20 protein-coding genes and 1 pseudogene are annotated in these 23,246 nt (G+C 74.9%); 14 read left to right on the top strand and 7 right to left on the bottom strand.

The window, feature by feature from the left end:
• Positions 1–163 precede the first annotated feature (163 nt).
• Genes ACIQ9G_RS07200 through ACIQ9G_RS07170 form a run of 7 tightly spaced genes read left to right on the top strand, consistent with a single transcriptional unit; the run spans position 164 to position 8,061 of the window.
• A complete protein-coding gene (locus ACIQ9G_RS07200) occupies positions 164–673 on the top strand; it encodes a (2Fe-2S)-binding protein (protein WP_403607323.1) in 510 nt (169 codons plus the stop codon).
• A complete protein-coding gene (locus ACIQ9G_RS07195; RefSeq protein WP_403607322.1) occupies positions 670–3,045 on the top strand; it encodes a xanthine dehydrogenase family protein molybdopterin-binding subunit in 2,376 nt (791 codons plus the stop codon). Before ACIQ9G_RS07200 ends, ACIQ9G_RS07195 begins: the two co-directional genes overlap by 4 nt.
• Positions 3,042–3,896, top strand: a complete 855-nt coding sequence (locus ACIQ9G_RS07190; protein ID WP_403607321.1) for an FAD binding domain-containing protein — start codon at positions 3,042–3,044, stop codon at positions 3,894–3,896. Before ACIQ9G_RS07195 ends, ACIQ9G_RS07190 begins: the two co-directional genes overlap by 4 nt.
• A 15-nt stretch (positions 3,897–3,911) precedes the next feature.
• Positions 3,912–4,787, top strand: a complete 876-nt coding sequence (locus tag ACIQ9G_RS07185) for an AAA family ATPase (protein ID WP_403607921.1) — start codon at positions 3,912–3,914, stop codon at positions 4,785–4,787.
• The gene (locus ACIQ9G_RS07180) at positions 4,784–6,286 is read left to right on the top strand and encodes a VWA domain-containing protein (RefSeq protein ID WP_403607320.1); all 1,503 of its coding nucleotides are present in this window, start codon (positions 4,784–4,786) and stop codon (positions 6,284–6,286) included. Before ACIQ9G_RS07185 ends, ACIQ9G_RS07180 begins: the two co-directional genes overlap by 4 nt.
• Positions 6,279–7,385, top strand: a complete 1,107-nt coding sequence (locus ACIQ9G_RS07175; RefSeq protein ID WP_403607319.1) for an XdhC family protein — start codon at positions 6,279–6,281, stop codon at positions 7,383–7,385. The genes ACIQ9G_RS07180 and ACIQ9G_RS07175 overlap by 8 nt, the downstream gene beginning before the upstream one ends.
• Before the next feature lie 10 nt (positions 7,386–7,395).
• Positions 7,396–8,061, top strand: coding sequence for an SRPBCC family protein (locus tag ACIQ9G_RS07170; protein WP_403607318.1), 666 nt, complete (start codon positions 7,396–7,398; stop codon positions 8,059–8,061).
• A 334-nt stretch (positions 8,062–8,395) separates the two neighbouring features.
• Here ACIQ9G_RS07170 and ACIQ9G_RS07165 read toward each other — a convergent pair whose 3' ends face one another.
• Both ACIQ9G_RS07165 and ACIQ9G_RS07160 read right to left on the bottom strand, forming a co-directional pair.
• On the bottom strand, positions 8,396–8,806 hold the full coding sequence (locus ACIQ9G_RS07165) for a DUF2267 domain-containing protein (protein ID WP_403607317.1): 411 nt from the start codon (positions 8,804–8,806) through the stop codon (positions 8,396–8,398).
• Positions 8,807–8,939: 133 nt separating this feature from the next.
• Positions 8,940–9,455, bottom strand: coding sequence for a metallophosphoesterase family protein (locus tag ACIQ9G_RS07160; RefSeq protein WP_403607316.1), 516 nt, complete (start codon positions 9,453–9,455; stop codon positions 8,940–8,942).
• A gap of 117 nt (positions 9,456–9,572) precedes the next feature.
• Here ACIQ9G_RS07160 and ACIQ9G_RS07155 point away from each other — a divergent pair, with 117 nt between their 5' ends.
• The 3 genes from ACIQ9G_RS07155 to ACIQ9G_RS07145 are packed head-to-tail and all read left to right on the top strand — an operon-like array spanning position 9,573 to position 12,037.
• Positions 9,573–10,046 carry a MarR family winged helix-turn-helix transcriptional regulator gene (locus ACIQ9G_RS07155; RefSeq protein WP_403607315.1) on the top strand — a complete coding sequence of 158 codons (474 nt, stop codon included), beginning with the start codon at positions 9,573–9,575 and terminating at the stop codon, positions 10,044–10,046.
• 20 nt (positions 10,047–10,066) lie between these two features.
• Positions 10,067–11,452 (top strand): MFS transporter, encoded by a 1,386-nt coding sequence (locus tag ACIQ9G_RS07150; protein ID WP_403607314.1) that lies wholly within the window; start codon positions 10,067–10,069, stop codon positions 11,450–11,452.
• Between the two features lie 3 nt (positions 11,453–11,455).
• Positions 11,456–12,037 (top strand): isochorismatase family protein, encoded by a 582-nt coding sequence (locus ACIQ9G_RS07145; RefSeq protein WP_403607313.1) that lies wholly within the window; start codon positions 11,456–11,458, stop codon positions 12,035–12,037.
• A gap of 29 nt (positions 12,038–12,066) precedes the next feature.
• Here the strand turns inward: ACIQ9G_RS07145 and ACIQ9G_RS07140 are convergent, their stop codons facing one another.
• From ACIQ9G_RS07140 to ACIQ9G_RS07125, 4 genes are all read right to left on the bottom strand, one after another.
• Positions 12,067–12,477: a hypothetical protein gene (locus ACIQ9G_RS07140; protein WP_403607312.1), complete on the bottom strand. Its 411-nt coding sequence runs from the start codon at positions 12,475–12,477 to the stop codon at positions 12,067–12,069.
• 58 nt (positions 12,478–12,535) lie between these two features.
• Positions 12,536–12,712, bottom strand: coding sequence for a hypothetical protein (locus tag ACIQ9G_RS07135; protein WP_392191780.1), 177 nt, complete (start codon positions 12,710–12,712; stop codon positions 12,536–12,538).
• A gap of 176 nt (positions 12,713–12,888) precedes the next feature.
• The gene (locus ACIQ9G_RS07130) at positions 12,889–13,188 is read right to left on the bottom strand and encodes a hypothetical protein (RefSeq protein WP_403607311.1); all 300 of its coding nucleotides are present in this window, start codon (positions 13,186–13,188) and stop codon (positions 12,889–12,891) included.
• Between the two features lie 137 nt (positions 13,189–13,325).
• Entirely contained in the window at positions 13,326–15,779 is a 2,454-nt protein-coding gene (locus tag ACIQ9G_RS07125; protein ID WP_403607310.1) for a SpoIIE family protein phosphatase, read from the bottom strand.
• Positions 15,780–15,967: 188 nt separating this feature from the next.
• Here ACIQ9G_RS07125 and lanKC point away from each other — a divergent pair, with 188 nt between their 5' ends.
• The 4 genes and pseudogenes from lanKC to ACIQ9G_RS07105 form a co-directional block, all read left to right on the top strand.
• Positions 15,968–18,598: a class III lanthionine synthetase LanKC gene (gene lanKC / locus ACIQ9G_RS07120; RefSeq protein WP_403607309.1), complete on the top strand. Its 2,631-nt coding sequence runs from the start codon at positions 15,968–15,970 to the stop codon at positions 18,596–18,598.
• A 64-nt stretch (positions 18,599–18,662) separates the two neighbouring features.
• Positions 18,663–18,779, top strand: a complete 117-nt coding sequence (locus tag ACIQ9G_RS07115) for a SapB/AmfS family lanthipeptide (RefSeq protein WP_392191776.1) — start codon at positions 18,663–18,665, stop codon at positions 18,777–18,779.
• Positions 18,780–19,158: 379 nt separating this feature from the next.
• A complete protein-coding gene (locus tag ACIQ9G_RS07110; protein WP_403607308.1) occupies positions 19,159–20,838 on the top strand; it encodes an ABC transporter ATP-binding protein in 1,680 nt (559 codons plus the stop codon).
• Positions 20,839–21,212: 374 nt separating this feature from the next.
• A pseudogene (locus ACIQ9G_RS07105) lies at positions 21,213–22,343 on the top strand (ATP-binding cassette domain-containing protein); the annotation flags it as partial.
• 231 nt (positions 22,344–22,574) lie between these two features.
• Here ACIQ9G_RS07105 and ACIQ9G_RS07100 read toward each other — a convergent pair.
• Positions 22,575–23,183 (bottom strand): LuxR C-terminal-related transcriptional regulator, encoded by a 609-nt coding sequence (locus ACIQ9G_RS07100; protein WP_403607307.1) that lies wholly within the window; start codon positions 23,181–23,183, stop codon positions 22,575–22,577.
• Positions 23,184–23,246: the final 63 nt, after the last annotated feature.

Here is a 23,246-nt window from a genome sequence, read left to right as displayed (position 1 = left end):
GGCGGAGAGGCGGGGTGTACCCGACGCCGGCGGCAATGGATTAACGCTCAACAAAAGCGTGTCACAGCACTCGCCGCCCCTCGGGAGCGGCCATAGAGTGACTTGCATCACGCAAGGTAGCTGATATCCCTCGCTTCTGCCCGCACGGTCTCAGGGAGGGCACATGACCCGTATCTCGGTGAAGGTGGACGGCGCGGCCTACGAGGACGACGTGGAACCCCGCCTCCTCCTGGTCCACTACCTGCGCGACCGCCTCGGCCTGACCGGCACCCCGATCGGCTGCGACACCTCCAGCTGCGGGGCGTGCACCGTCGAGCTGGACGGCGCGAGCGTCAAGAGCTGCTCGGTGCTGGCCGTACAGGCGGACGGCGGCGAGGTGACCACCGTCCAGGGGCTGGCCCGGGACGGCGAGTGGACCCCGTTGCAGCGCGCCTTCCACGAGCGGCACGCCCTGCAGTGCGGGTACTGCACCCCCGGGATGATCATGGCCGCGCGCGATCTGCTGCGCGAGAACCCCCACCCCACCTCGGACGAGGTGCGCCAGGCCCTCGAGGGCAATCTGTGCCGCTGCACCGGCTACCAGAACATCGTCCGCGCGGTGCTCGCCGCCGCGGCGGAGAACGGTGCCGCCCCGAAGGACGCCGCCGCGCCGTCCGAGGAGGTCACGGCATGACCGACCGGGCCGTCGGACGCGAGGTGGGCCGGTCCCGGCTCCGCAAGGAGGACGCCCGTCTGATCACCGGTCAGACCAACTGGACCGACAACATCACCGTCACCGGGCTGCTGCACCTCGCCGTCCTCCGCAGCCCCATGGCGCACGCCCGCGTCGAGCGTGTCGACGTCTCCCCGGCGCTCGAACGCCCCGGCGTGGTGGCGGCCTTCAGCGGCCGCGACCTCGCCGACGGCCTCGCCTCGCTGCCCTGCGGTTGGCCCGTCACCGAGGACATCGTGCTGCCGGACCACCCGCCGATCGCCCTCGACGAGGTGCGCCACGCAGGTGACCCGGTGGCGGTCGTGGTGGCCCGGGACCGGTACGCGGCCGCCGACGCGCTGGAGGCGATCGAGGTCGACTACGAGCCGCTGCCCCCGGTCCTGGACCTGGAGGCCGCGCTCGCCGACGACGCCCCGCTGGTCCACTCCGGCCAGGGCACCAACCGCTGCTACGTCTGGCCGCTGAAGTCGGGCGAGGACTACGCGGCGGTGAGGGAGCGCGCCGACGTCGTCGTCCGGCGCCGCTTCCACCAGCAGCGCCTGATCCCCAACGCGATGGAGCCCCGTGCGGTCGTCGTCACCCCGCTCCCCGCCTCGGGCGAGTACACGGTGTACTCGTCGACCCAGATCCCGCACATCCTGCGGATCATGCTCTCCGCCGTCACCGGCGTCCCCGAGCACAAGCTCCGCGTGATCGCCCCGGACGTGGGCGGCGGCTTCGGCTCCAAGCTCCAGGTGTACGGCGAGGAGGCCCTCGCCCTCGCCGTCGCGCGGCGCCTGGGCCGGCCGGTGAAATGGACCGAGTCGCGCTCCGAGGGCTACCTGGCGACCCATCACGGCCGCGGCATGATCCAGGACGTCGAGGTGGCCGCCACCCGGGACGGCCGGCTCCTCGGCCTGAAGGTGGACCTGCTGGCCGACATGGGCGCCTACCTGATGCTGGTCACCCCCGGCATCCCGATCCTGGGCGCGTTCATGTACCCGGGGATCTACAAGATGGACGCCTACGACTTCACCTGCACCGGCGTGTTCACCACCCGGACCCCCACCGACGCCTACCGCGGCGCCGGACGCCCGGAGGCGACGTTCGCGATCGAACGGATCATGGACGAGCTGGCGGCCGAGCTCGGTGTGGACCCGGTGGAGCTGCGGCGCCGGAACTGGATCGGGCACGAGGAGTTCCCGTACACCACGGTCGCGGGCCTCACCTACGACAGCGGCGACTACGCGGCCGCGACCGACAGGGCCCTCGCCCTGTTCGGCTACGACGACCTCCGCGCCGAGCAGCACAAGCGGAACGAACGGGGCGACCGGGTCCGGCTCGGCATCGGCGTGTCGACCTTCACGGAGATGTGCGGCCTGGCGCCGAGCCGGGTGCTGCGGGACCTCAGGTACGCGGCGGGCGGCTGGGAGGCGGCGAGCATCCGGATGCTGCCGACCGGCAAGGTCGAGGTGGTCACCGGCACCAGCCCGCACGGGCAGGGCCATGTGACCTGCTGGAGCCAGATCGCGTCCGACGTGCTCGGCGTGCCGTTCGACGACGTCGAGGTGGTGCACGGCGACACGCTGACCGCGCCCCAGGGCATGGACACCTACGGCTCGCGGTCGCTGGTCGTCGGCGGGGCGGCCGTGCACCGGGCCGCGGAGAAGGTGGTGGAGAAGGCACGCAGGGTCGCCGCCCACCTGCTCGAGGCGAGCGAGGGCGATCTGGACTTCGCTGACGGCGTGTTCTCCGTCAAGGGATCCCCCGAGGCGCGCAAGACCATCCAGGAGGTCGCCTTCGAGACCTTCCTCTCGCACGACGTGCCCGAGGGCATGGAGCCCACCATCAACGCCGAGTACCTGCTCGACCCGGAGAACTTCTCCTATCCGCACGGCACCCACCTGTGCGCGGTCGAGGTGGACACCGAGACCGGCTTCACCCGGATCCGGTCCTACGTCTGCGTCGACGACGTCGGCCGGGTGATCAACCCGCTGATCGTGGAGGGCCAGGTGCACGGCGGGCTCGCGCAGGGCATCGCGCAGGCGCTGTACGAGGAGGCCGTGTACGACGACGAGGGCAACCTGGTGTCCGGCTCGATGGCCGACTACCTCGTGCCGGGGGCGCCGGACCTGCCCGACTTCGTGACGGACCGGACGGAGACGCCCGCCGTCTCCAACCCGCTGGGGGCCAAGGGGGTCGGCGAGGCGGGCACGATCGCCTCGACGCCGGCCGTGGTCAACGCGGTGGTGGACGCGCTGCGTCCGCTGGGGGTCCACGACGTCCGGATGCCCTGCACACCCGAACGGGTGTGGGAGGCGGTGCGCTCGGCGCGGAAGGAGGCCTCGGCATGATTCCACCGGCATTCGACTACACCCGGCCGGCGACCGTCGACGAGGCGGTGCGCGCGCTCGCCGGCGCGGGCGAGGAGGCGAAGGTGCTGGCCGGCGGGCAGAGCCTGCTGCCGCTGCTCAGGCTGCGGCTGGCCTTCCCGGAACTCGTCGTCGACGTCGGGCGGATCCCGGAGCTGCGCGGTGTCCGCGAAGAGGGCGGCACGCTCGTCGTCGGGGCGCTGACCACCCACCACGACGTGGTGCGCGACCCGCTGGTGCGGCGGTACGCGGGGCTGCTGGCGGCGGCGACCGGGACGGTGGCCGACCCGGCCGTACGGCACCGGGGAACCCTCGGCGGCTCCCTCGCGCACGCCGATCCCGCCGGTGACCTGCCCGCGGTGCTGCTGGCCCTGGACGGCGAACTGGTCGCCGTCGGGCCGGGCGGACGGCGCACGATCCCGGCGCGCGAGTTCTTCGTCGACTACCTCCAGTCCTCGCTCGCGCCCGACGAGCTCCTCGTGGAGGTGCGGGTGCCGAAGACGGACGGCTGGGGCTTCCACTACGAGAAGTTCCACCGGGTGGCCCAGTCCTGGGCGATCGTCGGCGTGGCAGCACTGGTGCGGCGCGAGAACGGGCGGGTCGCCGAGGCGCGCCTGGGGCTCACCAACATGGGGGCGACCCCGCTGCGGGCCGCCGCGGCCGAGGACGCGCTGACCGGTGCCGGCGATCCCGGGGACGTGGCGCGGGCGGCAGAGTCCGCGGCCGAGGGCACCCGGCCGTCACGCGACGCCTCGGCCTCGCCGGAGTACCGGGCGCATCTGGCGCGGGTCCTGACCAGGCGGGCCGTGCTGGCCGCAGCCGGAATGGGGTGAGCGCCGATCGTGCCCATGGACAGCCCGGAGCAGGTGCGGGCCCGCCTGGAGGAGACGGGGTACCTCGTCGACGAGGGGCTGGCGATCGCCTGCTTCCTGGCGCTGCGGCTGCACCGGCCGATCTTCTGCGAGGGCGACGCGGGCGTCGGCAAGACCGCGCTCGCCTCCGCCCTCGCCGAGGCCCTGCACGCCCCGCTGATCCGGCTGCAGTGCCACGAGGGCATCGACGCCTCGCAGGCGCTGTACGACTGGGACTTCCCGCGCCAGCTGCTGCATCTGCGGGCCGCCGAGGCTGCCGGGGTCAAGGACGCCGACCGCCTCGAACGGGAGCTGTACGACCGGCGGTTCCTGGTGGCACGGCCGCTGCTGCGGGCGTTGCAGACACAGCCGTCGGTGCTGCTCGTCGACGAGATCGACCGCGCGGACGACGAGTTCGAGGCGTTCCTGCTGGAGGTGCTGTCGGAGTTCCAGGTGACCATTCCGGAGCTGGGCACGCTGCGGGCCGAGGTGCCGCCGGTGGTCGTCCTGACGTCGAACCGGACCCGTGAGGTGCACGACGCGCTGAAGCGGCGCTGCCTCTACCACTGGTTCGACCACCCCGGCTTCGCCCGCGAACTGGCCATCGTACGACGGCGGTTGCCGGAGGTGTCCGCGCGGCTGGCGGAACAGGTGACGGCCCTGGTGCAGGCCCTGCGCGCCGAGGACCTGGTCAAGCCTCCGGGGGTGGCCGAGACGATCGACTGGGCCCGCGCCCTGGACGCGCTCGGCGCGGACGAGGTGGACGCGGAGCTGGCGGTCGCCACCCTCGGCTCGATCCTGAAGTACCGCGAGGACGCGGAACGGGCCCGCACCCTGGACTTCACCGCCGTCCTCGAGGCCCGGGGAGCGTGACGACCGTGCCGGACGCCGACCGCGAACGCGCCGTACCGGCGGGGGCCCCGCCCGGCGGCCAAGGGTCCGGGAGCGTCCGGCCGGACGGTGGGACTGCGGGGCCGCCAGGTGCGGACGCCGCGCTGCTCGGGTTCGCGCGGGCGCTGCGGGCGGCCGGTGTGGCGGCGAGCGCGGAGCGGGCGCACGCCTTCCTGCGGGCGGTGGACGTCCTGGGGCCCTCGGCACGGTCGGACGTGTACTGGGCGGGCCGGCTGACGCTCTGCGGCGACCGGGACGACCTGGAGCGGTACGAGCGGGTGTTCGCCGCGTACTTCGGCGCCGGGGAGGCCACGGCCCGGGCCCCGCGCTCCGCTCCCCCGCCCCGGCTGCGGCCGGTGTTGCGGGACGCTCCCGCCGGAGCCCGTACCGGACCTCCGGACGGAACCCGGCAGGGGCCGCCCACCGCGACGCTGGCCGGGTCCGCGGAGGTGCTCCGGCACCGGGACGTGGCCGGCCTCGACGACGCCGAGCGCGCGCAGGTACGGCGGCTGCTCGCCGCGTTCGCGCTGCGCGGGCGGCCGCGGCGCACCGCGCGGCGGCGCCCGTCCCGGCGCGGCGACGTCGATCCGCACCGCACCGTGCGGGAGTTGCTGCGGCGCGGCGGTGAGCCCGCGCGGCTGCGGCGGCAGGCACGGGCCGAGCGGCCGCGCCGGGTGGTGCTGCTCGTCGACATCAGCGGCTCCATGGCACCGTACGCGGACGCGTTGCTGCGGTTCGCGCACGCGGCCGCCCGGGGCGGCCGGGCGGAGGTGTTCACCATCGGCACGCGGCTCACCCGGGTGACCCGGGAACTGTCGCACCGTGACCCGGACCTGGCGATGGCCGCGGTCGCCGAGGCGGTGCCGGACTGGCGCGGGGGTACCCGCCTCGGGGAGCTGCTGCGGGAGTTCCTCGACCGCTGGGGACAGCGGGGCATGGCGCGCGGCGCGGTCGTGGTGCTGCTGTCCGACGGCTGGGAGCGCGGCGACCCAGAGCTGCTCGCCGCCCAGATGCGGCGCCTGCACCGGCTGGCGTACCGGGTGATCTGGGCCAACCCCCGCAAGGCCCGGCCCGGTTACGCACCGCTCGCCGCCGGGATGGCGGCGGCCCTGCCGAGCGTGGACGCCTTCGTGGAGGGCCACAGTCTGGCCGCGCTGGAGCACCTGGCGGCGGTGGTGCGCGGCGACGACCCGGCCGCCGGAGCGGGGAGTTGGGCGGGGACCACCGGAGCGGGGAGCGGGACGACGGCCGCCAGGGCGGGGAGCGAGAGGGGGATCACCGTCAGCGAGGTCCCGCCCGGCAGAGGAGCCGGAAGCCAGACGGGAACCGCCGGAACGGGGAGCCAGGCGGAGACCGGGAGCGAGGCCCCGCCCGGCAGAGGCGGCGGGAGTCAGGCGGGGGCTGCCGTCGGCGAAGCCCCGCCCGGCGGGGCAGCCGGGGCCCGGGGGCCGTGGGAGAGGAGAGGAGCAGAGCGTGCGTGATCTTCTTCCGGTGCTGGAGCGCTGGTACGCGGCGCGCGTGCCGTTCGGTCTGGCCACCGTCGTGTCGGTCAGCCGCAGCGCGCCGCGCGGACCCGGGGCGGCCATGGCCGTGGGGCCGGACGACGAGGTCGTCGGCAGTGTGTCCGGCGGCTGTGTGGAGGGGGCGGTCTTCGACCTCGCCCAGGAGGTCGTGGCCGGGTCGGAGGCCCGCCTCGCGACCTTCGGCTACAGCGACGAGGACGCGTTCGCGGTCGGGCTCACCTGCGGCGGTGAGATCACCGTGCTGGTCCGGCCCGTGACGCCCGAGACGGACCCCGCGTTCGGCGCGCTCGCGGCCTCGGTCGGCGCGGGCGAGCCGGTGACCGTGGCCACGGTCGTCGACGGGCCCGCGCGGCGCGGGGCGGCCCTCGCGGTGTGGCCCGAGGCGGTGGCGGGCTCGCTCGGGGACCCCGGACTGGACGTGGCGGTCACCGCCGACGCGCGCGGCGAGCTCGCGCTCGGCGCCACCGGCCTGCGGCACTACGGGCCGCACGGGGAGCGGCGGGAGGACTCCGTCAGCGTGTTCCTGCACTCGTTCGCCCCGCCGCCGCGGATGCTGGTGTTCGGCGCGATCGACTACGCGGCCGCGGTGGCCCGGATCGGCGCCTTCCTCGGCTACCGGGTCACGGTCTGCGACGCCCGCCCGGTGTTCGCCACGCCGAAGCGGTTCCCCGAGGGCGTCGAGGTGGTCGCGGACTGGCCGCACCGGTACCTGCGAGGCACGGAGACCGACGAGCGGACGGTGATCTGCGTCCTCACCCACGACCCCAAGTTCGACGTGCCGCTGCTGGAGGAGGCGCTGCGCCGGCCGGCCGCGTACATCGGGGCGATGGGCAGCCGCCGCACCCACGACGACCGCAGGAAACGGCTGGTCGAGGCCGGTCTCGACGAGACCGAACTGTCCCGGCTGCGTTCCCCGCTCGGGCTCGACCTCGGGGCCCGTACCCCGGAGGAGGTGGCCGTGTCCGTCGCCGCCGAGATCGTAGCGCTGCGCTGGGGCGGCAGCGGGGTGCCGCTGACCGCGACCTCCGGAGCCATCCACGCGGCCGGTTCCGCCTGAGGAGGAAGACATGGAGCTGCACCACGAGTTCACCGTCCCCGTGCCGGTCGACGACGCCTGGCGGGCGCTCCTCGACATCGAGGGCATCGCCCCGTGTCTGCCGGGCGCCACCGTGGAGTCGTACGACGGCAAGACCGTGAACGGCTCGGTGAAGGTCAAGGTCGGCCCGGTGACGGTGACGTACAAGGGGACCGTCGTGTTCGAGGAGCAGGACGAGGCGGACCGCCGCATCGTGCTGCTGGCGAACGGGCGGGAGACCCGTGGGCCGGGCACCGCCCGGGCCACCGTGACGAGCACGCTGGAGGAGAGGGACGGCGGTACGGCGGTGTCGGTGCGGACCGATCTGACGGTGACCGGCCGTCCGGCGCAGTTCGGGCGCGGGGTGCTGGCGGAGGTCGGTGACCGGCTGGTGGGCCAGTTCGCGCAGTGCCTGTCGCGGAGGCTCACCGAGGCGACGCCGGAGGCGCCCGCCGGGGAGACCGCCGAGGAGGCCGCCGAGGAGGGCGCGCCGGGTATGACGGCGCCCGGGCGGCGGACGACGGAGCCGGAGGCGGAACCGCTCGACCTGCTGCGCACGGCCGGGGTGCCCGTCGCCAAGCGCGCCGCCGTGGTTGCCGGGGCGGTGGCCGTGGTGGTCCTGGCGATCGCGGGCGTACGGCGGCTCCGGCGCCGTTGAACCACGCAACGCGGACTTTGCCAGGGGTTTACCGAAAGGGACGGTGTGGAGTGCGCGGAGACGGGTACGCGCGGCAGCAACGGATGAGGCATGCATGGCCTCCGCAGCACATGTGCAGCTCATCTCCTCTGGAAGGAGGTCCGTGACAGCGCACACTCGCAGCGTCCGGGCCGCTTCCACGCACGGAGCGGCTCGGCTCTCCTCGAGAGATCGAGAAAGGGAAGAGTGACCCCGGGGCGGCCCCGCAAAACGGGCCGCCCTTCTCTGTGGGCACCCCCTCCGTGGGCACCCCACCGTGGGCACCCCGAAAGCCCCGATCACCGAGCCTGGAGGCTCAGCTCCGCTGGTCGCCGATCTCGAACAGGATGCGTTCGAGGTCGCTGTCGAGCGAGGGGCGGATGTCGTGGGCGAAGGCGCCGTGCGTGGCCTCGTTGGCGATCTCGATCACGCAGCGGGCCTCGAAGATGGCCTTGGGGTACTTGGCGCCGGCGCGTTCGGCGACGCGGGCGAAGAAGTCGTGCTGGGTCATGTGCTCGCCGCTCGGCCGGTGGTCGGGCGCGTGGGCCACCCGGCGCAGATGCTCGCCGATCTCGTGCGGGAGCTGGGCCGCGGCCTTCTCGGCGACGGGGGACGGCACCCGCTCCCCGAGGGTTTCCAGACTGGCCCGGGTGACCCGTTCGGCCGCGCCTCGGCTGTCGAGCCGGGCCCGGGCCTGCACCTGGCCGATGAATGCGTCGTGCTGCATGGCTCACACCCACCTAGCGGTTTCGCGGCTTCGATGCCGGCGGCCCGGCGGTCGGGAAGGCCGTCGCGGTCGCCGGGGCATCGCGGCTGTTCGATCGTTCCGGGTGCCCGGGGCACGGAGTGCCGAAACGGGATCAGGACCTGTCCCGGCGCGGCGGCAGCCGGTGCAGCTCCACGTCGGCCAGGGTGCCGTCGGCCACGGTGGCCGTCAGATAGGTGCAGTACGGCTGGCGGCGGCGGTCCGTCGGGGAGCCCGGGTTGAGCAGGCGCAGTCCGGAGGGGGCGGTGGTGTCCCACGGGATGTGGCTGTGGCCGAAGACCAGTACGTCGAGGTCCGGGAAGCGGGCGGCACAGCGGGCCTCGCGGCCCTGCGCGGGGCCGGTCTCGTGGACCACGCCGAACCGCAGACCGCCCAGTTCGGCGTACGCCACCTCGGGAAGGCGGGCGCGCAGCTCGGGCCCGTCGTTGTTGCCGTACACGCCGACCAGTCGGCGGCCGCGGCTCTCCAGCAGGTCGAGGGTGGCGACATCGACCCAGTCCCCGGCGTGGAACACCACGTCGGCGCGCGGCAGTTCGGCGAGGAGGGGAGCGGGCAGCTCCCCCCCGGAGCGCCGGGGCAGATGGGTGTCGGACATCAGGAGCAGTCGCACGGGGGCAGCGTACTGCCGGGCCCCCGCGCGGCGGATCCACGATCACCGGCATGATTACCAGTCCGAACTGTTCAGTTGAAACTGGACAGTTTCGACTGACGGTTCTAGCGTGGCGCCATGGACCGCGACCCCGACTCCGCTCTCGCCGAGGTGCCCGACGGCATCTCCGCCTCCGCCGCCCGGGCCGCGCGCGATCTGCGGGTCGTGTTCAGCCGGCTGCGGCGCCGGATCCGTGAGGTGGCGCGGGACGAGGACCTCACCCCGTCGCAGGTGTCGGCGCTGACCCTGGTCGGCAAGCACGGCGCCGCCACGGCCAGCGCCCTGGCCTCCGCCGAGGGCGTGCGTCCGCAGTCGATGGCCACCATCCTCGCGGCGCTCGAACAGCACGGGCTCATCCGGCGCAGCCCCGACCCCGCCGACGGGCGGCGCCAGCTCGTCGCCCTGACCGAGTCCGGCCGCGAGCGCATCGAGGACGACCGGCAGGTGCGCGAGGAGTGGCTGGCCCGGGCCCTGGCGGACCGGTACACCGAGGACGAGCGGCAGACGCTCCTCGAGGCGTTCGCCCTGCTGGAACGGCTGACCCGGCAGTGATACCGAGGCGCACCGGCACCGTGTCCGGCGGCGAGCGCACCGGGCGGGCCGCCGCGCCGGCCGGGTTCGACCGCCGGCTGATCGCCCCGATGGTCCTGGGTTCGGTCCTGAACCCGGTCAACTCCTCGATGATCGCCGTGGCGCTCGTGCCCATCGGCGTCGCCTTCGGCGCTCCCCCGGCCACGACGGTCTGGCTGGTGACGGCGCTCTACCTGGCCACCGCCGTGGGCCAGCCCGTGGCCGGGCGGCTGGTGGACATGTACGGTCCCCGCCGGCTCTACCTCGCCGGTACGGCGCTGGTCGGGGTGGCGGGACTGCTGGGCGCGCTCGCTCCGTCGCTGGGCGCGCTGATCGGCGCTCGGGTGCTGCTCGGGTTCGGGACATCGGCGGCGTATCCGGCGTCCATGCAGCTCACCCGGCGCGAGGCCGAGCGGACCGGGCGGGACGGCCCGGCCGGTGTGCTGACCGCGCTCGCCGTCGCCAACCAGACGGTGGCCGTGGTGGGGCCGGCGCTCGGCGGGCTGCTGATCGGCGCCGCCGGCTGGCGCGCCGTCTTCACCGTGAACCTGCCGCTGTCGGCGGCCTGTCTGGTCCTCGGCGCGCTGCGGCTGCCGCGGGAGAGGAGCACGGCGGGCCCGCGCCGCCCGGTGGACCTGCCGGGCATGGCCCTGTTCGCGGTGCTGCTGGTGTCGCTGATGCTGTTCCTGATGGAGCCGCGGCCGGCGCACTGGTACCTGCCCCTGCTCTGCGCGGTCGCCGCCGGGGCCTTCGCCGCGCGGGAGCTGCGCACGGCGGAGCCGTTCGTCGACCTGCGCGTGCTCGGCGGCAGGGTGCCGCTGCTGGCCACCTATGTGCGCCAACTGCTCGGCTACACCACCTCGTACGCCTTCATGTACGGCTACACGCAGTGGCTGGAGCAGGGGCGCGGGCTGAGCGCGTCCACCGCCGGGCTGGTGCTGCTGCCGCTGTCGGCGAGTGCGCTCACCGTCTCCGCTCTCACCGGACGCCGCGAGGCGGTGCGGGCCAAGCTGCTCGCCGGCGCGGCCGTGCAGATCGCCGCCTGCCTCGCCCTGCTGCTGGTCGGCGCCCGCAGTCCCGTCCCGGTGCTGCTCGCCGCCGGGGCCGTGATGGGCGTCCCGCAGGGGCTGATCGGCCTGGCGAACCAGAACGCGCTGTACCGGCAGGCGGATCCGGCGCGCATCGCCTCGTCCGCCGGGCTGCTGCGTACCTTCATGTACCTCGGCGCGCTGGGGGCCTCGGCCGCCACCGCGGCGTTCTTCCCGCACCGCGCCGACACGGCCGGGCTGCACGGTCTGGCGCTGTTCATGCTCGCCGGGTCGGTGCTGCTCCTGGTGAGCGTCCTGCCCGACCGTTCCCTTCGCACCCTCACCCCCCGAAAGGCCTGACCCATGGCACTGACCGCCCTCGACCCGCGTACCGCCCTGGTGGTGATCGACCTTCAGGCCGGCATCGTCGGCGCGCCCACCGCTCCCCTGCCGGGCGCCGAGGTGGTCGCCCGCACGGTGGAGCTCGCCGACGCCTTCCGCGCCCGCGATCTGCCCGTCGTCCTGGTCCGGGTCTCCTTCGCCGCCGACTTCGGCGACGTCCCGCCGGGCCGCACCGAGACGCCCCGCGGCGGGTCCCGTCCGGCCGGCTGGGACGTGCTCGTCCCCGAACTGGCGGGCCACGCGGGCGACATCACCGTCACCAAGCACAACTGGGGCGCGTTCCACGGCACCGACCTCGATGTGCAGCTCCGCCGTCGCGGGGTGACGCAGATCGTGCTGACCGGCGTCGCCACCAGCATCGGCGTGGAGTCCACCGCGCGCGCCGCTCACGAGCACGGCTACCACGTCACCCTGGCCACCGACGCCATGACCGACCTCGACGCCGAGGCGCACCGCGGCAGTGTGGAGCGGATCTTCCCGCGGCTGGGCGAGACGGGCACGACCGCTGAACTCCTCGCACTCCTGGAGAAGACCCACGGCTGACGGGGAGTGAAAGGGGGGCGGCGGCCGCCTCAGGCCGTGCCCGGCACGGGCAGTCCGGCGCGCCGCTTCAGCGGTTCCCACCAGGTCCGGTTGTCGCGGTACCAGGCGACGGTCTCGGCGAGGCCCGCGGTGAAGTCGCGGCGCGGACGGTAGCCCAGTTCGTCGCGGGCCCTGCTCCAGTCGACGCTGTAGCGCAGGTCGTGGCCCTTGCGGTCCTCCACGTACTCGACCCGGTCCCAGTCGGCGCCGCAGGCGTCGAGGACCACGCGGCCGTGGACGAACTCCAGTCTCGGGTGGCCGAGTTCGAGGTTGGTCGGCGTCCCGGCGCAGGTGAGCTTGTCCAGCACGGTGACGTGCGGCGCGTCGGGGGCGGTGGTGGCGAGCAGCGTACGGACGTATGCGGAACCGATGAAGCCGGCGCCGGTGACGAGGATGTTCATGGACCGATGCTCCGGCACTGCCGTGCACCTCGCGGCCGGCTGCCCCCGAGGGTGCGGGTCAGTCCTCGCCGCGGACGATGTTCCACTCCGGTCGGCTGCGGTCCACCTGCCGGGCGGGACGGTCCTCGACCGCCGGCATGCAGGTGCGCACGCCCCTCTTCCGCAGCCGGCGGGCGGTCGCCCATCCCGTCTCGGAGTGCGGTATGACGGGCTTGTCACTGGTGCGCGCGGTCACGACGCCTCATCTTCCTTCTGTCTGTGTCGGGTACCGTCCGGTGGTTCTGCGTCGAACCGCCGTCGCCCTGAACTCTCCGCGTAACCGGAATCGGGCATGTCAAACCCGGGCGAGCGTGTCGAATCCGGGCACGGTGGCCGGGCACCGCAGCGGCCGGCGAACGTGCCGCGGGCGGGTCACGAGCCGTCCGGCGGGTGCTGCAGTCCGGCCCCGCCGGTTCCGGCGGCCCGTTCGACGTCCGCCTCGACCTCGGTCCGCGGCCTTCCCTCGACGCTCGCGAACTCGTTCACCGCGGCCTGCAGGTCGCGGGCCAGGTCGCGCCAGGCCCGCCACGCGGTCTCGTAGGTCTCGGTCTGCGTCCCGGTCCACCGCGCGTGCGCGGGCGGCCCGTAGTTCTCCCGCAGCTCGACGACCCTGGCGTGCGCCTGGCCGGCCGCGCGCTGCTTCTCCACGAGCTCTTCGAAGGTGTGTGACACAGCCCAGGACCCTAAGCACCCCGGGGGCGGGCGGCGGCTGCGACCTGCCGGGACCGGTGCGCGGCGCACCCGTGTGGCGGGACGCGGGACACCCGCCCTCTCGTCCCCCGGCCCGGGGGACGTGCCCGGGGGACGTCTCACTCCCCCAGCACGAGTTCGCTCCACACCTGTTTGCCGCCGCTGACCGGCAGCGTCCCCCAGGCCGCCGAGACGGCCTCGACGAGGAGGATGCCGCGGCCGCCGGTGGCCTCCCAGCCGATGCTGGTCGGCTTGACCGGGGAGCGGGGCGAACCGTCGGCGACGGCGACGCGCAGCCGCTGGTTGACCAGGCTGAGGTCCATGCGGACCTGGCCGTCGGTGTGCACGAGGGCGTTGGTGACGAGTTCGGAGACGACGAGGAGCACGGCGTCGGTCTCCTGGGTGACCCCCCAGGCGCGCAGGGTACGCCGGGTGAAGCGGCGGGCGTGCCGGACCGCCTCGGGCACCCGCCACACCGTCCAGCTCTCCCGCAGCGGGTGCACGGCCAGGCCGTCGTAGCGCATGAGCAGGAGCGCGATGTCGTCGTTGCGGCCGGCGTTCCCGAGCAGGGCGTCGGCCATCAGTCCGAGGTGGGCGGGGTCGGAGGCGGCGAGGCCGTGGGCGAGGCGGTCCACGCCGTCGTCGATGTCGGTACCGGCGGCCTCCACCAGACCGTCCGTGGTCAGCGCGAGCACGGTGCCGGGCTGGAGCCGCAGCGGGGTCATCGGGAAGTCGGCCTGCGTCAGCACCCCGAGCGGGGGCCCGCCCTCCGACTCCACGACCTCCACGCTGCCGTCGAGGTGGCGCAACACGGGGGGCAGATGGCCGGCGCGGACGCACCAGGCGGAACCCGCCTCCATGTCGACGTCGACGTAGGCGCAGGTCGCGAACAGGTCCGTCTCCATCTCCACCAGGAGGCGGTTGGCGAGCGAGACCACGACGTCCGGGGGATGTCCCTCGGCGGCGTAGGCGCGCAGCGCGGTGCGCATCTGGCCCATCAGCGTGGCGGCTCCCGTGCTGTGGCCCTGCACGTCGCCGATGACGAGGGCGACGTGGTTGTCGGCCAGCGGGATGACGTCGTACCAGTCGCCGCCGACCTCCAGGCCGGCCGTGGCGGGCAGGTAGCGGGCCACCGCCTCCGCGCCGGGCAGCCTGGGCAGCCGGCGCGGCAGCAGGGTGCGCTGCAGCATCCCGACCAGTTCGTGCTCGGCGTCGAAGGCGTGGGCCCGCATCAGGGCCTGTCCCGCCAGGGTCGCCGAGGCGGTCAGCAGGGCCCGCTCGTCGGGACCGAACTCGTGCGGGGCGTCCCAGCCGATCAGGCAGGCGCCGACCATCCGGCTGCCGCCGGGCAGCGGCAGCACGGCCAGGCCGCCGGGACCGACGTCGGCGAGGGCGGGCTCCAGTTCGGTGCCGGCGGGCCAGATCTGGGCGCGGCCCTCCCGCAGGGCTGAGGCGAGGGTGGGCATGGCGCGCACCGGCGCGTCGGGCCACTCGGTGCGCCACTCCAGGCGCCACAGCTGCGGCCAGGACTCCGGTTCGGGCGGGTCGAGGACGGTGACGACGAGACGGTCGTTCTCCAGTTCGGCGAGGGCGATCCGGTCGGCCTGCAGCGGCTTGCGCAGCGCGGAGACCACGGCCTGGCTGACGTCCTTCACGGTTCCGGCGGTGGCCAGGGCGGCGGCGAGCCGCTGGACGCGGGCGACATCGGTGACCCCGGGACGCAGGGTGGAGGCGTCGGCGACGGTGCCGACCAGGCGGGCCGGGCGGCCCTCTCCCCCGGCCAGCAGCCGGCCGCGCAGCCGCAGCCACTTCGGGGGGCCGGTGGGCTGCAGGACGCGGAACTCCAGCTCCCGCTCGCCGATCGACATGTGGTCCGCCTCGACGACGGACATCAGAGAGGGCAGGTCCTCGGGCACGGTCAGCGCCAGCAGCGTCTCGACCTTGCCGTCGAAGTCGGTGCGGCCGAGCCCGAACAGGCCGAGGATGTCGTCGCCGACCTCGACCCGGCCGGAGTCCATCGCCAGGCTGAACGCGCCGGCCGGGAGCTCGCCGGCGCGGGCGGCCTCGACGGGGGACGGGCAGGCGACCGCCTCGGCGATCAGCTCCAGGCACACGCGGTCCTCGGAGTCGAAGCCGCCGGGGCTCTCGGTGACGGCCAGCAGGATGCCGCTGCCCTGCTCGCGCAGGGGCAGCACCGCCAGGAAGACGTCCCCGGCCGGCATCCGCCGGGCGTCGGCGCACTCGGCGAGTTCCTCGGGGCCGAGCCACACGGGCCGCCCGGTGCGACGGGCCTCGGCCGCCGGGGACCGGCCCTCCAGTGGATAGGAGTCGCGCAGCCCGTACAGGCTCCGCGGCACGCCGGCGGACTCGGTCAGGCACAGCAGCTCGCCCTCGTCGCCGCCGAAGGCGTAGACGGCGGCGAACGCGGAGCCGGTGAAGACCAGGGCCTGCTCCAGGACACGGCGGAGCCGGTCGCGGGAGGCGGGATCGGTTGTGATCGCTTTAAGGGCAAGTTCGACCCGCGGACTTCGCGTTCTGCGTGCCGTAGCGCCCTCACTGACCACGTTGGCCATTACAGCGCGTATCGGCCGCCCGCGCAGCCCCTGTGACGGTTCTGTGGACATGCCGAGGAGACACCGCTCGAAACCGGCCGAACATTTCTTGACCCGTGCGTTCCGCACGGTGGTCTCGTGACAGGCGTGACTGTCGGCCCGGCCGGCCCGGCTGGAAGGCTCGGTGCCGATCAGGGAGGGGGACCGTCATGGACCAGCGCTACGAGGTGTACGCGCTCACCGACCGGCACTTCTACGACGCGCCCGACCGGCTGTCGGCGGGCGCGCCGGAGGCGGCACCGGCGTACGCCGCGGCCCGGCGCGCGGTACCCGAGGGGTGGGAGGCGGCCCGGATCGGCGACTGGCTGAACCTGACCCCGCTCGGCGCCGACGGACGGCCGGCACCGGGGCCGGCGCAGGGCTGGAAGATCCACGCCTCGGCCACCCGGGCGAACGCCGAGCGGATCGCCGCGATCGTCTGGGACTACTGCGTGCCCCGTCGCATCCCCTTCAAGTTCGTCCCCGGACCGCATCTGCTGCACCTGCGGAACACCAAGTACGCCGCCCGCGACACCAGCGGCAAGTTCGTCACGGTCTACCCGGCCGACGAGGAGCAGCTCCATCTCGTGCTGCGCGAGCTGGGCGCGCTGCTGGAGGGTTTCGAGGGGCCGTACATCCTGACCGACCTGCGGTGGGGCGCCGGCCCGCTCTACGTCCGCTACGGCGCCTTCGCCCGTGCCTTCGTCGTCGACGAGCGCGGCACGCTGGTGCCGGCGGTGCGCGACGGGACGGGCCGCGCCGTGCCGGACCGGCGGGCGCCGTCCTTCCAGGTCCCCGACTGGGTGACCCTGCCGTCCTTCCTGGAGCCCCATCTGGCGGCCCGCAACACCACGACGGTCGGCGAGCTGCCGTACCGCATCGAGAAGGCCCTGCACTTCTCCAACGGCGGCGGGGTCTACGCGGGCACCGACACCCGCGACGGGCGCAAGGTCGTCCTCAAGGAGGGGCGGCCGCACGCGGGCCTGGCGGCCGACGGCGCGGACGCGATCACCCGGCTGGAGCGGGAGCGGCAGGCGCTGGAGCGGGTCGCCGGGACCCGGGTCGTACCGGAGGTGCGGGACTGGTTCACCCTGGGCGACCACCGGTTCCTGGTCATGGACTTCGTCGAGGGACGCCCGCTGAACTCCTTCTTCGCCGAAAAGCACCCGCTGCTCACCGCGGACCCCGAGCCGGGGGCGGTGGCCGCCTACACGGAATGGGCGCTGCGCATCCACCGGGCGGTGGAGCGGGCGGTCGAGGCGGTGCACGCCCGCGGGATCGTCTTCAACGACCTGCACGTCTTCAACATCATGGTCGCGCCCGACGAGGAGTCGGTCGTCCTGATCGACTTCGAGGCCGCGGCACCGGCCTCGGAAGACGGCAGGCAGGTCGTGGCCCACCCCGGCTTCTTCGCTCCGCCGGACCGCCGCGGCGCCGACGTCGACCGGTACGCGCTGGCCTGTCTGCGGCTCGCCCTGTTCCTGCCGGTGACCACCCTGTTCGTGGTCGACCGCGGCAAGGCCGCGCATCTGGCGGACGTGATCGCCGGGCAGTTCCCCGACGTGCCGCGGGACTTCCTCGACGAGGCGGTCGCGGAGATCACGCGCGAGGCGGCGCGGCCGGTGGGAGCCGGGACCGCCGGGGGCGCACCGGTCCCGGCCGCCGCCTCGCTCGTCGATCCGGCCGACTGGCCCTACAGCCGCGACTCGATGGTCAAGGCGATCCTCGCCTCGGCCACCCCCGAGCGCGACGACCGGCTCTTCCCCGGCGACATCGCGCAGTTCTCCGACGGCGGCGGACTGGGGCTCGCGCACGGCGCGGCCGGGGTGCTGTACGCGCTGGCCGAGACGGGCGCCGACCGGTACGAGGAGGGCGAACGCTGGCTCCTCGCCCGTACCGCCCCGCCACCGGTCGGGACCCCGCTCGGCCTGTACGACGGTCTCGCGGGCGTCGCCCACGTCCTCGACCGGCTCGGGCACCGGCAGCGCGCGCTCGACCTGGCCGACGGGATCCTCCGAGAGCGCTGGCAGCGGCTCTCCTCCGACCTGCACGGCGGGCTGGCCGGGGTGGGGCTGGTCCTCGGCGAGCTGGCCCGCACGACCGGCGAGGAGGAGCTGCGGGAACGGGCCGCCGAGGCCGCGCACCTCCTGGTGGAGCGGCTCGCCGAGCCCGCCACGGACACCCCGCGCCGGCGGGCCGGGCTGCTGCGGGGCGCCAGTGGGCCCGCGCTGTTCCTGCTGCGGCAGTACGAGCGGACCGGCGAGCGCGAGCTGCTCGAGGCGGCCGCCGCCGCGCTGCGCCGGGACCTGGACCGCTGCGTCGTCCAGCCCAACGGCGGCGGCCTGGCGGTCGACGAGGGCTGGCGGACGCTGCCCTACCTGGGCGACGGAAGCGCGGGGGTGGGCCTGGTCCTCGACGACTTCCTCGCGCACGCGGACGACGAGCGGTTCGAGCGGGCCCGTGCCGACATCCTCACCGCCGCCACCTCCCGCTTCTACGCGCAGCCCGGCCTGTTCCAGGGCCGCGCCGGGATGATCCTGCACCTCAGCCGGACGACCACGCCGGGCCCGACCGGGCGGCGGCTCGCCGAACAGGTGGGCGCGCTCGGCTGGTACGCGATGGCGTACGAGGGCCAACTGGCCTTCCCCGGACACCAGATGATGCGGCTTTCCATGGACCTCGCCACCGGAACGGCAGGGTGCCTGCTCGCGCTCGCGGCGGCCCTGGACGGCGAGAGCGCCGCCGGACTGCCGTTCCTCACGCCGCCCCGGCGGCCCCACGAACGCGGCCCCGCGAACTGACGGAGCCGTGACCCAACCCCCGTCCCCGACGAGGGACCCGTCCCATCAACGAAAAGGACATGACATGGCACTGCTCGACCTGCAGACGATGGAGTCCGACGAGCACACCGGAGGCGGTGGGGCCAGCACGCTCAGCCTGCTCTCCTGCCTCAGCGCGGCGAGCGTCACGCTCTGTCTCTGACCGACACCGCGAGTCCACGGCCCCGGGCGGCTTCCTCCCCTGCACGGGGAGGGGCCGTCCGGGGCCTCGCCATCACGGCAGGATGCGAGGGCGCAGTCGCATGATCGACGACTTCTCCGGGGGCCGGGGCGGAGACGGAGACGCTGATGAGGGCGGGGGGGCCGGGGCCGGGGTCGCCGGGAACGGCGCCGCGGGGGTGGCCGGGACCGCCGGGGCCGGGACCGCCGGGGCCGGAGCCGCCGGGCCCGAGGCCCGAACCGAAGCCGGAACCGAAGCCGGAACCGAGGCCCGAACCGAGGCCGAGGGCGTCGTGTCCCGGGCGCGGGACGTGCTCCGGTTGGCGGTGCGGTGCGGTGGGGCGCGTTGTGCCGTCCTCTGTGTGGCCGGTACCGCCGCGACCGGCGCCGGGCTGCTGCTGCCGGCCGTGCTCGGGCGGACCCTGGACCTGCTGCTCGCCCACGCGCCGGCCGCCCGCTGGATCCTCTGCTCCGCCGGGCTCGTCCTGCTGCTCGCCGTGCTGGAGGGCACCGAGACCGTGCTCGACGGCACCACCAACGCCCGTACCACCGCCCGGCTGCGCCGGCGGCTCACCGGTCACGTCCTGGCGCTGGGCCCACGGGCCACCGCCCGTTTCGGCCCCGGCGAGCTGGTCGCCCGGCTCGTCGGCAGTGCCACCCAGGCCGGGACGGCGCCGACGGCGCTCGCCGCCTGCCTCGCCGCCCTCGCCGGCCCGGTGGGCGGCGTGGTCGCGCTCGGCCTGATCGATCCCCTGCTCGCGGTCGTCCTGCTGGCCGGTGCCCCGGTCCTCGTCCTGGTGCTGCGGGTCTTCGCCCGCGACTCCTCGGACTGCGTCGCCCGTTACCAGCAGGTCCAGGGGCACCTCGCGTCGGCGCTCGCGGAGGCCGTCGGGGGCGCCCGCACGATCAGGGCGGCGGGCACGGAGGACCGGGAGACGGCGCGGATCCTGCGGCCCCTGCCCGAACTGTCCCGGGCCGGTCACCTCATGTGGCGCGCCCAGGGACGGGCCGCCGCGCAGACCGTCGCCGTGGGGCCGCTGCTGCACCTGGGCGTCGTCGCCGTGGCGGGCCTGCTGCTGACCCGGCACCGGCTGACGGTGGGCGAGGTGCTCGCCGCGTCCCGGTACGCGGTGCTCGCGACCGGCGTCGGCGTGCTGGTCGGGCAGCTCGCGTCGCTGGTGCGCGCCCGGGCCGCGGCCGGACGCCTCGGCGAGGTGCTGGCCGAGCCCGCGCCCGGTCACGGCACCCGGCGGCTGCCGCCCGGCACCGGGCGGCTGGAACTGCGCGCGGTGACCGCCCGGCGCGGCGGCCGGACCGTCCTCGACGGCGTGGACCTGGTCGTGCCCGGCGGCACCACGCTCGCCGTGGTCGGCCGGTCCGGCTCCGGCAAGTCGCTGCTGGCCGCCGTGGCGGGACGGCTGGCCGACCCGGACACGGGAGAGGTGCTGCTCGACGGGGTGCCGCTGCGCGAGCTGACCCACGACGACCTGCGGCGCGCGGTCGGTCACGCCTTCGCACGGCCCGCCCTGCTGGGCACGACCGTCGAGGACGCGATCGGCTTCGGCCTGGTCACGCCCTCCCCCGAGCGCGTCCGGCAGGCCGCGCGCACGGCCTGCGCGGACGCCTTCGTACGCCGCCTGCCCGACGGCTACGCCACCGCCTGCGCCGACGCGCCCCGCTCCGGCGGCGAGGCACAGCGCCTCGGCCTGGCCCGCGCCTTCGCCCATGGCGGCCGTCTGCTCGTCCTCGACGACGCCCTCTCAAGCCTGGACACGGTCACGGAGCACCACATCACCCGCGCCCTCACCACGGACACCACCGCCACCACCCGCCTCCTCATCGCCCACCGCGCCGCGACGGCCGCACACGCGGACGCCGTGGCCTGGCTGGACGAGGGGCGGGTGCGCGCGGTGGCCCCGCACGCGGAACTGTGGCGGGACGCCGGCTACCGGCGGGTGTTCGGAGTCGGGGACGGTGCGGAGGAGGGGCCGGGCGGGGGCCGTCCGGGCACGGGTGGCACGCCGCAGGCGGTGGTGTCGTGACGCCGGGACGGTGGGGGCCGGGGTTTCCGCGGGGGTGGGGGCGGGACGTCGTGCGGCTGGGGGGATGGTCGCTGCTGGAGGCGGGGCAGGCCTTTCTGCTCGGCCATGCGCTGGCGCGCGCCCTGGACGCGGGGTTCCTGGCCGGGCGGGCGCGGGCCGGGCTCGGGTGGCTGGCGGTCGCCGGGGTGGGGGTGCTGGTCGGCGCGTACGGGACGGGGCGGGTGTACCGGGCGGTCGCGGCCCTGGTGGAGCCGCTCAGGGACCGGCTGGTGCGGCGGGTGGTCGCGCGCGGGGTGCGGGAGGCGGACAGCGGCGCCCTGTCCGGGCTCACCCAGCAGGTGGAGATCGCCCGCGACACCTTCGCCGGGCTGGTGATGGTCTCGCGTTCCTTCGTGTTCACCGCCGCGGGCGCCCTCCTCGGCCTGTTCTCGCTGGCGCCCCTGCTCCTGCTGGTGGTCGTGCCCCCGCTGGTCGCCGGGGTGGGACTGTTCGCGGTGACCCTGCGGCCGCTGGCGCGGCGCCAGGAGGCGTATCTCGCAGCCGACGAGGCGCTCGCCGAGCGGCTGGGCGCGGTCTGTCCGGGCCTGCGGGACGTCACGGCGGCCGGTGCGGAGGCCAGGGTCGCCGCCGACGTCGGCGAGTGCGTCGACGCCGAACGGCGCGCGGCGGATTCCCTGGCCCGGTGGGGCGTCGCCCGGGTGGCCTCCCTCGCGCTCGGTGGCCACCTGCCGGTCGTCCTGCTGCTCGCGGCCGCGCCGTGGCTCCTGGCCCATGACGTCAGCCCGGGCGCCCTGGTCGGCGCCCTCGCCTACGTCACCCAGGCGCTCCTGCCCGCCCTCCAGAACCTCGTCCACGGCCTCGGCACCAGCGGCTCCCGCCTCACGGTGGTCCTGCGCCGTCTGACGCCACCGGAGGAGCCGGGGGAGGAACCGGCGAAGGCGGAGACGCCCGGTGAGGAACCGGCGTTCCCCCGGCCCTCCCCAGCCCCTTCTCCCTCTCCTCCCCCATCCCCGCCTCCGTCCCCCTCGGCCGCTCTGACTCTCAGCTCCGTGAGCTTCGCCTACGGCCCTCACAGCGACCCCGTCCTCCGCGATCTCGACCTCGTCCTGCCGCACGGGGCCCACCTGGCGGTGGTCGGGCCGAGCGGGATCGGCAAGTCGACGCTCACCGCGCTGGTGGCCGGGTTGCTGGTGCCCGCGCGCGGCGAGATCCAGGTGTGCGGGCTGCCCGCGCGGGACCGCCGGGCCGTGGAGCGGCGTGTGCTGATTCCGCAGGAGGCCTACGTCGTCACCGGCACCCTCGCCGAGAATCTCGCCCTCCTGCGCCCCGACCCCGTACCGGAGCCGGAACTGCGCGCCGCCGCGGAGGCCGTCGGGCTCGCCCCGCTGCTGCGCGCGCTCGGCGGGCCGCGGGCGCCGGTGGATCCGGCGGCGCTGTCCGCCGGGGAACGCCAGCTGATCGCGCTGACCCGCGCCTACCTGTCGCCCGCCCCGCTCGCCCTGCTGGACGAGGCGACCTGTCATCTGGACCCTGACGCGGAGGCCCGCGCGGAGCGCGCCTTCGCCGCACGGCCCGGCGGCACCCTGGTGGTCGTGGCGCACCGCATCAGCTCCGCCCGCCGAGCGGACCGGATCCTGGTCATGGACGGCCGGGAGACGGCGTACGGCACGCACGAGGAGTTGCTGCGCGGCTCCGCGCTCTATCGCGATCTGGCAGGCGGCTGGGCCGGTCCGGCGTCACAGCCACCCCTCGCCCTGCGAGATGCGGATGGCGTCGATGCGATTGCGGGCGCCGGTCTTGCGGGTGATGGCCGCCATGTAGTTGCGCACGGTCCCGTGGGACAGGTGCAGGCTTCCCGCGATCTCCGCGACGGAGGCGCCCTCGGCGGCCAGTGACAGCACGCTCAGCTCGCGCCTGGTGAGGGGCATCTCGGCGGCCTTGAGGAAGCCGAAGCCCAGGGAGTCGTCGACGAAACGCTCTCCCGCGGCGACGTGCCGTATGCCGCGTACCAGCCGGTCCGGCGGACTCGCCTTGTCGACGTAGCCGAGGGTTCCGGCCTCGATGGCCCGCTTCAGCAGACCGGGGCGGCCGGCCGTCGCCAGCACGAGTAATCTCGGCGGCGGCGCGCCCGGTCCGCGCGGGCACAGCTCGCCCAGCGGTGGCAACCCGTAGGTATCGGAGCAGTCGAGGTCGACCGCGCAGACGTCCGGCCGCACGGTGCGCACCCGCCCCGGCGCGGTGCGCCACGGGGAGTCGTACACCCCGAGGCCGGGCTCTCTTCGGAGCCACTCCGCCAGCACCGATCTCACCAGACACGCGTCGTGCACCAGAAGTACCCGGATCACTGCCGCCCCCCTCAGCTAGCCGTACGCGGTTTCCTCGGTGGCGCTTTTCCTCGTCGGCGGTCC

The sequence above is a fragment of the Streptomyces sp. NPDC096152 genome (assembly GCF_044763235.1).
Taxonomy (GTDB): Bacteria; Actinomycetota; Actinomycetes; order Streptomycetales; family Streptomycetaceae; genus Streptomyces.
This window is presented reverse-complemented; position numbering and strand designations above follow the sequence as displayed.

What these genes read in the sequence shown, in the direction of transcription:
- ACIQ9G_RS07200 (WP_403607323.1), top strand. Translation starts at nt 164, where the DNA reads ATGACCCGTATCTCGGTGAAGGTGGACGGCGCGGCCTACGAGGACGAC.
- ACIQ9G_RS07195 (WP_403607322.1), top strand. Translation starts at nt 670, where the DNA reads ATGACCGACCGGGCCGTCGGACGCGAGGTGGGCCGGTCCCGGCTCCGC.
- ACIQ9G_RS07190 (WP_403607321.1), top strand. Translation starts at nt 3,042, where the DNA reads ATGATTCCACCGGCATTCGACTACACCCGGCCGGCGACCGTCGACGAG.
- ACIQ9G_RS07185 (WP_403607921.1), top strand. Translation starts at nt 3,912, where the DNA reads ATGGACAGCCCGGAGCAGGTGCGGGCCCGCCTGGAGGAGACGGGGTAC.
- ACIQ9G_RS07170 (WP_403607318.1), top strand. Translation starts at nt 7,396, where the DNA reads ATGGAGCTGCACCACGAGTTCACCGTCCCCGTGCCGGTCGACGACGCC.
- ACIQ9G_RS07165 (WP_403607317.1), bottom strand. Translation starts at nt 8,806, where the DNA reads ATGCAGCACGACGCATTCATCGGCCAGGTGCAGGCCCGGGCCCGGCTC.
- ACIQ9G_RS07155 (WP_403607315.1), top strand. Translation starts at nt 9,573, where the DNA reads ATGGACCGCGACCCCGACTCCGCTCTCGCCGAGGTGCCCGACGGCATC.
- ACIQ9G_RS07145 (WP_403607313.1), top strand. Translation starts at nt 11,456, where the DNA reads ATGGCACTGACCGCCCTCGACCCGCGTACCGCCCTGGTGGTGATCGAC.
- ACIQ9G_RS07140 (WP_403607312.1), bottom strand. Translation starts at nt 12,477, where the DNA reads ATGAACATCCTCGTCACCGGCGCCGGCTTCATCGGTTCCGCATACGTC.
- ACIQ9G_RS07125 (WP_403607310.1), bottom strand. Translation starts at nt 15,779, where the DNA reads ATGGCCAACGTGGTCAGTGAGGGCGCTACGGCACGCAGAACGCGAAGT.
- lanKC (WP_403607309.1), top strand. Translation starts at nt 15,968, where the DNA reads ATGGACCAGCGCTACGAGGTGTACGCGCTCACCGACCGGCACTTCTAC.
- ACIQ9G_RS07115 (WP_392191776.1), top strand. Translation starts at nt 18,663, where the DNA reads ATGGCACTGCTCGACCTGCAGACGATGGAGTCCGACGAGCACACCGGA.